This window comes from Pseudomonas sp. SDI, assembly GCF_003105155.1.
Lineage (GTDB): Bacteria > Pseudomonadota > Gammaproteobacteria > Pseudomonadales > Pseudomonadaceae > Aquipseudomonas.
In genome coordinates, this window is the sequence record NZ_QETK01000004.1 from 68480 (window position 1) to 79212 (window position 10733).

Here is a 10733-nt window from a genome sequence, read left to right on the forward strand (position 1 = left end):
CTCGCTGAATTGCCGTCTTTCGCTCAACGCTGGCCTCGCTTGATTGTTCTGGTTATGCACAGCATCGTACCGACCGCGCTGAAACCGCGATAGTCAGAGGGTGCGGATCGGGCCGTGACGTGAGCCACACAAGGCCGGGAGGCCTCCTATACTGACTCTCTCGCCAGGCGTGGCGAACGCGCCAACCTGTCTATTCAACCCCGGCCAGGCGAACACGCGCACACGCAGTGCCGGCAAACGCTTTACCCGCGTGAAGCCTTACCTGCGCACGGTCGCGCAGCCGAAATAGCGAGGTCGCCCCATGTCCAACCATTCCGGGCCGGCGGTACTGGCCCTGATCGGCAATACCCCGCTGGTGCAGGTGAGCCGCTTCGACACCGGCCCCTGCACGCTGTTTCTCAAACTCGAATCGCAGAACCCCGGCGGCTCGATCAAGGACCGCATCGGCCTGGCAATGATCGATGCCGCCGAGCGCGACGGCCGCCTGAAACCGGGGGGCACCATCGTCGAGGCCACCGCTGGCAACACCGGCCTGGGCCTGGCCCTGGTCGGCCGGGCCAAGGGTTATCGGGTGGTGCTGGTGGTACCGGACAAGATGTCCAGCGAGAAAGTGCTGCACCTCAAGGCCATGGGTGCCGAAGTGCACATCACCCGCTCCGATGTCGGCAAGGGTCATCCCGCGTATTACCAGGATGTCGCCGCGCGCCTGGCGCAGGAGATTCCCGAAGCGTTCTTCGCCGACCAGTTCAACAACCCGGCCAACCCGCTGGCCCATGAATGCAGCACCGCCCCGGAAATCTGGGCACAAACCCAGCACGACGTCGACGCCATTGTGGTCGGGGTCGGCTCGGCCGGCACCCTCACCGGCCTGAGCCGGTTCTTCCGCCGAGTGCAGCCGGCGCTGGCCATGGTGCTGGCCGATCCGCTCGGCTCGGTGGTGGCCGAATACAGCCGCAGCGGCACCCTCGGCACAGCCGGCTCGTGGGCGGTGGAAGGGATCGGCGAGGATTTCATCCCGTCGTTTGCCGACCTCTCCAGCGTGCGCCAGGCTTACTCGATCAGCGACGAAGAAAGCTTCGATCACGCCCGTCAGTTGCTGCGCGCCGAGGGCATCCTCGGCGGTTCGTCCACCGGCACCCTGCTCGCCGCCGCGCTGCGCTACTGCCGCGAGCAGACCACGCCGAAACGGGTGGTGAGCTTTGTCTGCGACACCGGTACCCGCTACCTGTCCAAGGTCTACAACGACCAGTGGATGACCGACCAGGGCCTACTGGCGCGCAAGCGCTATGGCGACCTGCGCGACCTGATCGCACGGCGCTTCGAAGACGGCCGGGTGATCAGCGTCGGCCCCGACGACACCCTGCTCACCGCGTTCCAGCGCATGCGCCTGGCCGATGTGTCGCAACTGCCGGTGCTCAAGGGCAAGCAGTTGGTCGGGGTGATCGACGAATCCGACATTCTCCTCGGTGTGCACCAGGACGCCACGCATTTCAGCCTGAGCGTGGCCAGCGCCATGACCCGCCAAGTGGAGACCCTGGCCCCCGGCGCCAGCCTGGCCCAGTTGCAGGCCGAGCTGGACAGCGGGCTAGTGGCGATCATTGCCGACGCCGCGGGCTTCCACGGTCTGATTACCCGATTCGACCTGCTCAATCACTTAAGGAGATCCCTGCCATGAGCCAGCACGACAAACCGGCCTTCGCCACCCGGGTGATTCACGCCGGGCAAGCCCCGGACCCGTCCACCGGGGCGCTGATGCCGCCGATCTACGCCAACTCCACCTACCTGCAAGAGAGCCCCGGCGTGCACAAGGGCCTCGATTACGGGCGCTCGCACAACCCGACACGCTGGGCGCTGGAGCGTTGCGTGGCAGACCTGGAGAGCGGTAGCCAGGCGTTTGCCTTTGCCTCCGGGCTGGCGGCGATTTCGGCGGTGCTGGAGTTGCTCGACGCCGGCTCGCATATCGTTTCCGGCAACGACCTGTACGGCGGCACTTTCCGCCTGTTCGAGCGGGTGCGGCGGCGCAGTGCCGGGCATCGCTTCAGTTTTGTCGACCTGACCGACCTCAATGCGTTCGAGGCGGCGCTGCAGGACGACACCAGGATGGTCTGCATCGAAACCCCGAGCAACCCGCTGCTGCGCCTGACCGACCTGGCCGCCGTGGCGCGGATCTGCCGCAGCCGGGGGATTCTCTGTGTGGCCGATAACACCTTTGCCAGCCCGTGGATTCAGCGGCCACTGGAGCTGGGGTTCGACATCGTGGTGCACTCGACCACCAAGTACCTCAATGGCCACTCGGATGTGATCGGTGGCATCGCCGTGGTCGGGCAGAACCCCGAACTGGCCGAGCGCCTGGGCTTTCTGCAGAACGCGGTGGGGGCGATTGCCGGGCCGTTCGATGCGTTTCTGACCTTGCGCGGGGTGAAGACCCTGGCGTTGCGCATGGAACGCCATTGCCAGAACGCACTGGCGCTGGCGCAGTGGCTGGAGCGCCAGCCGCAGGTGGCACGGGTGTATTACCCCGGGTTGCCGTCGCACCCGCATCACGCACTGGCCAAACAACAGATGCGCGGGTTTGGCGGGATGATTTCGCTGGACCTGAAAACTGACCTGGCCGGGGCGCGGCGCTTCCTGGAGAACGTGCAGGTATTTGCCCTGGCCGAGAGCTTGGGCGGGGTCGAGAGCCTGATCGAACATCCGGCAATCATGACCCATGCGACTATTCCACCAGCGACACGGGCGGAGTTGGGGATCGGCGATGCGCTGATTCGGCTGTCGGTTGGGGTGGAGGACGTTGAGGATCTGCGTGCGGATCTGGCTCAGGCCTTGGCTCGGGTCTAGGGCTCGGGCTAGGAAATACGGGGCTTTGGGGCTTTCCACTTAAATCGCGATTGCTGCAGATGATCTGCGTGCTCCACTGCCCCCCGCTTGCACGACGATACCCAACGCTGGGCACAATGGCGCCTGTTCGAGCACATCAAGCCGAGGGATGCAGGCTTTTATGAGGGGGCAAGCGGCAACCAGATACAGACTTCGAACCCATCTTGTCGACCGGTTGCCGGCGAGAGCAATTTCATTCTGGCGTTTACCCCCTGCACGATCGTTTTGGCAATCGCCAAGCCCAGGCCTGAACCGCTGATCTCACTGTGACCGCGCACAAAACGCTCGGTCAGGCGCTCCAATATAGGCTGCGGCACCGCCGGACCGCTGTTGATAACCCGTAGCTGCGCCTGCTCGGTGAGACTGACTTCAACCGGTTGGTTGGTTGCACCATACTTCAGCGCATTCTCAATCAGGTTGCGCAGCAGGATGCCAAAGGCGTCCGGATCAATGATCGCGTACACGCTGGCCTGGCTTGGCAACTGCAACTCAATGCGCTGCCCGCTGCGTTGGTTCCACTCGTCCACGCCGTGGGCAAGCAACGGAATGAGGTCTTGTGGCGTTTCGGACAACAGTCCGCCGCCCTCGGCTTTGGCCAGCTGCATGAGTTTTTCTGAAAGCCGTGAAAGCTCGCGCAACGCGTTCTCGATCTTCTGTGCACGCATTCGCAACGGACCGTCGGGCGCTTCCTGGTGTAACCGCTGGATCTGCGCCAGGGTCGAGGCCAACGGTGTGCGTAGTTCGTGGGCGCTGTTGGCGGTAAAGCTGCGCTCGGCCTCAAGCGCGTTGCGTAAGCGCTCCAACAGGTGATTGACCGCCTCAGCCAACGGATCGATTTCTGCCGGCAGGTGCGCCACCTTGATCGGCGACAGATCACCCACACCGCGCGTTTCAATAGCACGACGGTAAGCCAGCACGCTGCGCAAGCTGAAACGCACCAATAACCAGGTGCCCAACAGGCTGATCGGAATCAACACCAATAAAGGTAACAACAAAGCCAACAAGGCCTCCCGCGCTGCTTCACGACGATGGCCAAGCGGTTCGGCGATCTCGATGAACAGCGTCTGGCTCAAAGCACTGGCGCCATACAATCGGTACTTGTCAGAAGTGGAAAAACCTTCCGTCGGTTGTCGATTGAAAATCTTCGGGTTGGCGTCGTGAGATTGCATCAGAATCTTGCCCTGGGCATCGCGCACCAGGTACGTCAGGTATTCCTTGTGCATTTTCAGGGTTGCGACGTGTTGCGCCGTCCGTGGTTCGTCGCGGTTGCTGATTTCCAGCACGGCCAAGGGCAGGATGCGTTGTGCCGTCTCTTCCAGCGCGCTGTCGAACGCTTCGTTCAACTCATGTTGCACCACCAGCCAGGCGCCAACTGTCGCCACCAACCAGAGTAACGTCATACCCAACGTCAGCCCTAGACCAAGACGTATTTGCAGGCTCGAAGACGGCTTCATGCGGGCATTAACCGGTAGCCCATGCCCCGCACGGTTTCAATCAGGTCGCGCCCGAGTTTTTTACGTAGGCGACTGATGTAGACCTCAATGGTATTGCTCTCGATTTCCGCGCCGAAGGCATACAGCCGCTCTTCAAGCTGCGACTTGGACAGCAGCGCGCTGGGACGCTGCACAAACGCCTCGAACAGCGCCCACTCGCGCGCCGTGAGGTACACCGTCGCACCGCCCCGCTGCACCGTACGGGCACTCATATCGAGCTGCAAATCACCGAGTTTGATCTGTGGATTGGGGTTGCCGCTATAACGCCGGGCCACCGCCGCCACACGGGCCGAGAGCTCAAACAGGTCGAAAGGCTTAACCAGGTAGTCATCGGCGCCAGCATTGAGGCCAGCGATACGATCGGATATCTGATCCTGGGCAGTCAGGATAATCACCGGGGTCACGTCCCCTGCCGAACGTTGTTGACGCAAAAAGTCCAGCCCGCGCCCGTCTGGAAGCATCAGGTCCAGCAGAATCAGATCGTACGGCGTGGTGCGCACGCTATTGCGCGCGTGGTCCAGGCGCTGTACCCAATCGACGGCGTGACCGTCATCGGCAATCTGCTCGCGCACCGCGTCGCCCAAGCCGGGAGCGTCCTCGACTAATAAAACCCGCATCTGACACCTCCTGTGATGAATGTCGTACGGCACCTTAACCGCCTTACCTGACGTGAATCTGAAGATTCAGCTGGTTGTCAGGAATGCCCCTTAGGGTATGCCACAGACGCCGCCCCCGGCAGGAGACAGATCATGAAATCAGGTTTTATTGCCCATGCCACGCTGTTGAGCCTGCTGCTCAGCGGTTACGCCATGGCCAGTGACGACTGCAGCGACCCGGTGAGCGACTGGCAACCGCGCGAAACCTTGCGTCAGCAGGTAGAGCGGCAATACGGCTGGAGCGTGCAGCGCATCAAGGTCGACGACGGTTGTTACGAACTCAAGGGCCTTGACCGCAAAGGCAACGACATCGAAGCCAGCTACTCACCGGCATCGCTGCGCCTGCACACACTCGAGATCCATTTCCGTGACGACGGCGATGCCAGGGATTACCTCGGCAGGCCGCTCGCCGAATGACGTCTCACCTGTCGATGAGTCTTCCTGCGTTTCAGCTTGCTGTCAGCAAGCAGGTCCAGGCTCTCGACCTAACGATCAAAAGGACACTGTCATGAAAAAAACTATCGCAGCAACCTGTCTCGTCGTTGCCATGGCCCTGCCGGCGCTGGCCCAGGCCCGTGAAGTGACCCTGACCACGCAGCTCAAGGACTACAGCGGCAATGATGCCTACCTGGCGATCTACGTCACCGACGCCAATGGCCAATATCAGAAAACCCTCTGGGTGGCCGGCAAGAAGGCCAAATATTACAAACACCTGGGCGACTGGGCCCGTGGCAGCGGGATGAACCCGAGCGAGTTTGATGGGCTCAGCGGCGCCAGTGTCGGCAGTGGGCGCACGCTCAACGTCAGCGTAGAACTCGCAGACACCCTGATTGATGCCGGGTATCAGATCCGCATCGACAGCGCCGTCGAGGACAAACGTGACGCCCGCGGCGATGTCAGCGTACCCCTGACGTCCAAGGGCTCAGGCAAGCCCGCGACCGGCAGTGGCTACGTTGCCGCCTTTACTTACGATCTGTAGCACCCGCCACCTCTGGAGGCTGAACATGCTTCGTCAGTTCCACTCCCTTCCTGGCCTGATCGCCGCCCTGTTGGTCATGGTGTTGGCCATCAGCGGCGCGATCCTGTCTGTCGAGCCGGCGCTGGAACGCCTGCACAGCACATCCACGTCTGCCGGACAACTCAACGTCGGCCAACTGGCCGGGCGCGTTGCCAGCCACTTTACCGGCGTGGAGCAGATCCAGCGCTCGGCGTCCGGCACGGTGATCGTCTACTACAACCAAAACGGTCAGGCCGGGGCGGAAAAGGTCGACCCACTGACTGGCCAAGGCCTTGCCCCTTACGAGCCATCCGCGTTCTCCCGCTGGGTAAAAGACCTGCACCGCTCACTGTTGCTTGGCACGCCGGGCCATGGGGTGTCGGGTGCTGGTGCCCTGTTCATGCTGACGCTGTCAGTGTCCGGCGCGCTACTGCTGGCCCGGCGCCTGGGTGGCTGGCACAACCTGCTGCGGCCGCTGCGGGGCACGTTCAGCCAGCGCTGGCATGCTGAAGTCGGGCGACTGGCCTTGCTCGGGCTGCTGCTGTCGGCATTGAGCGGGCTCTACATGTCTGCCACCACGTTTGGTTTTATCGCCGACGGCAGTCAACCTGAACCCGCCTTCCCCGCCCACGTCAGCGCTGGCCCGGCCTTGCCAGTGGCGAAGCTGCAGGCCTTGCAGGCCACCGACTTGAACGACCTGCGCGAGCTGGTCTACCCGAGCCCCGGCAACCCCCGCGATGTGTTTTCACTGCGCACGGCCCAGGGCGACGGCTACGTGGATCAGGCCAGCGGCGCCTTGCTGTCCTATCAAGCCCACGACACGATGCACAACCTCTATGCGTTGATCTACCAGTTGCACACTGGCGAAGGCCTCTGGTGGCTGGGCCTGTCGCTCGGGCTCTGCGCCCTCTGCGTGCCGTTGATGAGCGTGACCGGTATTCTGTCATGGTGGCGCCGCCGCAAGGCGGGCCCGAACATCCGCCACAACAGCCCTGCTCATTCCGCCGACAGCGTGATTCTGGTGGGCAGTGAAAACAACAGCACCTGGGGTTTTGCCAAAACCTTGCACGAGGCGTTGCAGCAGAGTGGCCATCAGGTGCACAGCGCGGCAATGAATGAATGGAGCGGCGATTACCGCAATGCCCAACGGCTGTTCATCCTCACCGCGACCCACGGTGACGGCAATGCGCCGGCCTCGGCTTCGCAGTTCCTGGCGCGGCTTGCCAAAACCGGCCTCAAGCCCGGCCAGCCCTTTGCGGTGCTGGGCCTGGGCGACCGTCAGTTTGCGCAGTTCTGTCAGTACGCTCATCACGTGCAGGACGCACTGGTGCAAGCCGGTGGCTCGCCATTGCTGGGGCTGGAAACCATCAACCGCCAGTCCCCTCAGGAGTTTGCGCGCTGGGGCCACGCGTTGAGCGACGTGTTGGGGCAGGCGCTGACACTGATTCACACCCCGCAGCAGCCGCGTACCCATCCATTGGCGCTGACAGCGCGGATTGCCTATGGCGAGCACGTGAACGCACCGACCCACGTCCTGCGCTTCAACGCTTGCGGCGAACTGCCGGGCTTTCTGGCCGGCGACCTGCTCGGGATTCTGCCCCCGGGCAGCCCGATCCCGCGTTTCTACTCGCTGGCCAGCGGTTCCCAAGACGGCGTGCTGGAGATCTGTGTGCGTAAACACAACGGTGGCATGTGCTCGGAATTTCTTCATGGCCTGGACATCGGCGCGCAGATCAACGCCTTCATCCAGCCCAACCCACAGTTTCGTCCGGCATCGGGCACGCATCCGGTAATCCTGATCGGCACCGGTACCGGTATCGGTCCTCTGGCCGGCTTTATCCGCAACAACAAGGCCCGACACCCGATGCACCTGTACTGGGGCGGGCGTAACCCGGCCTCGGACTTTCTCTACGAACCGGAGCTCAACCAATACTTGTCGGACCACCGCCTCACGGCATTGCGCGCCGCCTTTTCTCAGGTTCCGGACCGCAGCTACGTGCAAGACCGGCTAATCAGCGATGCCCAGGCCTTGCGCCGGCTGATTGAAAAAGGGGCCCAAGTGCTGGTGTGTGGCAGTCGCGAAATGGCCAAAGGCGTGATGCAGGCCCTCGATGAAGTATTGGCACCTCTCAATCTCAGCGTGCTCACCCTCAAGGCACAAGGACGCTACCGTGAAGATGTCTACTGAGTTGCACCGCTATAGCCTGAACGGCGAAACCATGGGCACCCGCTACACTGCCCTGTTTTATGCTGGCGCCGGGATCGATAGCGACGAAGTTGGCCAGCGCCTGGCCCGCGCCGTGGCCCGGGTAGACCAGCAAATGTCCACCTGGAAACCCGACTCGGACCTCAACCGCCTCAATGCCGCCCCCGAGCAGGAATGGGTGTCGGTCCCCAAGGAACTGGCCACGGTGCTGTCTGCTGCATTGCGCGTCAGTCAGCAATCCGGCGGCGCATTCGACATCGCTGTCGGTGACCTGGTGAACGCCTGGGGCTTCGGCCCAAGCGTTCATCAGGTCACCGCGCAGGCGATCGGCACGACTGCGCCGCGCGCCCGGCCGTTAGCCAGCGCCGCATTGGTGGTTGAACCACAACGCAATCGGGTGCGCAAACGCGTGCCGCTGAGCCTTGATCTGAGTGGCATCGCCAAAGGTTTTGGGGTGGATGAACTGGCCCGTTGCCTGGACGGTTTGGGTATCACTCGCTACCTGGTCGGTATCGATGGCGAGATGCGCGCCCGAGGCGTCAAAGCTGACGGACAGTGCTGGGTCGTGGCCCTGGAAAAACCCAACCGGGGCGTACGTGAAGTCATGGGTGTAATGGATCTCAGCGATGCCTCAATCGCGACCTCCGGGGACTATCGGCACTGGGTCGAGGTGGCCGATCAGTCCTATGCTCACACCATGAACCCGGCCACCGGCGCGCCGCTGTGCAACATGCTCGCCGCCGTCACCGTGGTGGCAGCCTCGTGCATGCTCGCCGATGCATGGGCCACGGCGCTGATGGTCCTGGGCGAGACCGAGGGCCCACGTCTGGCTCAGGAGCGCGGGATGGACGCGTTGTTCGTGCTGCGCGACGGTGAACAATTCAAAGAAATATCGATTGTCGGCGGACAGTTGCAGGCGCTGATTGAAACCCGTTGAGGCCGATTGCCAGCCCGCTCGGAAGCCGTCCGAGATCAACCTTCTAATGGCAGGGAGTCCCGTTTAACAATGAAATTCATGCACAGGCACACCGAGGCACACCGAAGTGATCGTATCGGCTGGCTGCGCGCCGCGGTCCTGGGTGCCAATGACGGAATTGTCTCTACCGCCAGCCTGTTGACCGGCGTCGCGGCCGCCAACGCCAACCATGCCACGTTGTTGGTCACCGGCGTCGCGGGGCTGATGGCCGGGGCCATGTCCATGGCCGCTGGCGAGTACATTTCCGTACATTCCCAGGCCGATACCGAGCGGGCGGACCTGTCCCGCGAACGGGCAGAACTGGCCAGCGACCCGAAAGCCGAACACATCGAACTCGCCAACATCTACATGCATCGCGGGGTATCACCCGGACTGGCACATCAAGTGGCCGATCAATTGATGGCCCATGACGCATTGGGCTCCCACGCCCGGGACGAACTGGGCATCAGCGCCACGCTCACCGCCAAACCCTTGCAGGCCGCCTTGGCCTCCGCCGCCAGTTTCGTGGTGGGTGCTGCCTTGCCTCTGGCGGTGACGTTTGTCGCGCCTGAGCACAGGGTGGTGCCCTGGATATCGGGCATGTCATTGGTGTTTCTCGGGACATTGGGCGCCATTGCCGCCAAGGCTGGCGGGGCCAATGTCATGACCGGCGCCTGGCGGGTGACCTTCTGGGGGGCGTTGGCCATGGGCATTACCGCACTGGTGGGGCGCTTGTTTGGCGCAGTGGTCTAGCGGGTGCCCTCCCCAACCCCACCGACATTGTCATCGCTATTTGTGCGACTCCGCACTAGACTCGGCGCCTGCCCGGAACCGCTGGTACCGCCCCGAAATGCCTGACTTGATTCTCCTTGAAGACGAACCGGTACTGGCCGAAGAACTCCATGAATTCCTCGCTGACTACGGTTACAACGTGACGCTGGTGCATGACCTGGCCGGTTTCGCGCGGGCCTTCGAACCGGAGCGCCACCACCTCGCAGTACTCGACCTGGGTTTGCCGGACGGCGACGGACTGGAACTGATCCGGGCCCTGCGCGAGCAAGGCAGCCACCTCGGCATCGTCGCCTTTACCGCTCGCGGCGCTACCGTGCAGAAGGTAGAAGGTTTTCGCCTAGGGGCTGACCATTACCTCACCAAAGGCTGTGACCTGGAAGAGCTTGCTGCTGCCCTGCAAGCATTGGCGCGCCGCCTGAACCTGGCGCCCAGGCCTGCAACCTGGCATCTGGACAGCCGCGCTCGCGTGCTGCGCGCGCCCAACCACCAGGTCGCGCGCCTGTCGCATCAGGACAGCCTGGTACTCCAGCGCCTGATGGCAAGTGCCGGCGCCGACGTCGGCCGCCGCCAGATCGTCGAGGCGCTGGGCGAAGATTGGCTCAGCTATGATCAGCGGCGCCTGGACACCCAGATCCGCCGCCTGCGCCGCAATGTGCAGGACGCGACCGGCCTGGAACTGCCGCTGAAAACCTTGCGCAACAACGGCTACTGCTTCTACACGTCGGCCTGGATCAACGACTGAGCTCGCTGCTGCAAG

10 protein-coding genes are annotated in these 10733 nt (G+C 63.0%); 8 read left to right on the forward strand and 2 right to left on the reverse strand.

Translation table 11 applies throughout. The annotated features are described in order from the left end of the window. Positions 1-301 precede the first annotated feature (301 nt). Positions 302-1675: a cystathionine beta-synthase gene (locus DCO48_RS03700; RefSeq protein WP_116549264.1), complete on the forward strand. Its 1374-nt coding sequence runs from the start codon at positions 302-304 to the stop codon at positions 1673-1675. Further along, complete coding sequence (locus DCO48_RS03705; protein ID WP_116549265.1) at positions 1672-2838, forward strand: PLP-dependent aspartate aminotransferase family protein; 1167 nt, start codon at positions 1672-1674, stop codon at positions 2836-2838. The genes DCO48_RS03700 and DCO48_RS03705 overlap by 4 nt, the downstream gene beginning before the upstream one ends. A 158-nt stretch (positions 2839-2996) precedes the next feature. Here the strand turns inward: DCO48_RS03705 and DCO48_RS03710 are convergent, their stop codons facing one another. After that, the gene (locus DCO48_RS03710) at positions 2997-4331 is read right to left on the reverse strand and encodes a HAMP domain-containing sensor histidine kinase (RefSeq protein ID WP_116549266.1); all 1335 of its coding nucleotides are present in this window, start codon (positions 4329-4331) and stop codon (positions 2997-2999) included. Then, on the reverse strand, positions 4328-4987 hold the full coding sequence (locus DCO48_RS03715) for a response regulator transcription factor (RefSeq protein ID WP_116549267.1): 660 nt from the start codon (positions 4985-4987) through the stop codon (positions 4328-4330). The genes DCO48_RS03710 and DCO48_RS03715 overlap by 4 nt, the downstream gene beginning before the upstream one ends. 132 nt (positions 4988-5119) lie before the next feature. Between DCO48_RS03715 and DCO48_RS03720 the strand changes: the two genes are divergently transcribed. The 6 genes from DCO48_RS03720 (at position 5120) to DCO48_RS03745 (ending at position 10718) form a co-directional block, all read left to right on the forward strand. Beyond that, positions 5120-5443, forward strand: coding sequence for a PepSY domain-containing protein (locus DCO48_RS03720; protein WP_116549268.1), 324 nt, complete (start codon positions 5120-5122; stop codon positions 5441-5443). A gap of 91 nt (positions 5444-5534) precedes the next feature. Continuing rightward, on the forward strand, positions 5535-6005 hold the full coding sequence (locus DCO48_RS03725; protein ID WP_116549269.1) for a DUF2271 domain-containing protein: 471 nt from the start codon (positions 5535-5537) through the stop codon (positions 6003-6005). A gap of 25 nt (positions 6006-6030) precedes the next feature. Continuing rightward, a complete protein-coding gene (locus DCO48_RS03730) occupies positions 6031-8211 on the forward strand; it encodes a PepSY domain-containing protein (protein ID WP_116549270.1) in 2181 nt (726 codons plus the stop codon). Continuing rightward, positions 8201-9166, forward strand: coding sequence for an FAD:protein FMN transferase (locus DCO48_RS03735; RefSeq protein WP_116549271.1), 966 nt, complete (start codon positions 8201-8203; stop codon positions 9164-9166). The genes DCO48_RS03730 and DCO48_RS03735 overlap by 11 nt, the downstream gene beginning before the upstream one ends. A gap of 69 nt (positions 9167-9235) precedes the next feature. Next, complete coding sequence (locus DCO48_RS03740) at positions 9236-9937, forward strand: VIT family protein (protein WP_116549272.1); 702 nt, start codon at positions 9236-9238, stop codon at positions 9935-9937. Positions 9938-10034: 97 nt separating this feature from the next. Beyond that, a complete protein-coding gene (locus DCO48_RS03745) occupies positions 10035-10718 on the forward strand; it encodes a response regulator transcription factor (protein WP_116549273.1) in 684 nt (227 codons plus the stop codon). Positions 10719-10733 lie beyond the last annotated feature (15 nt).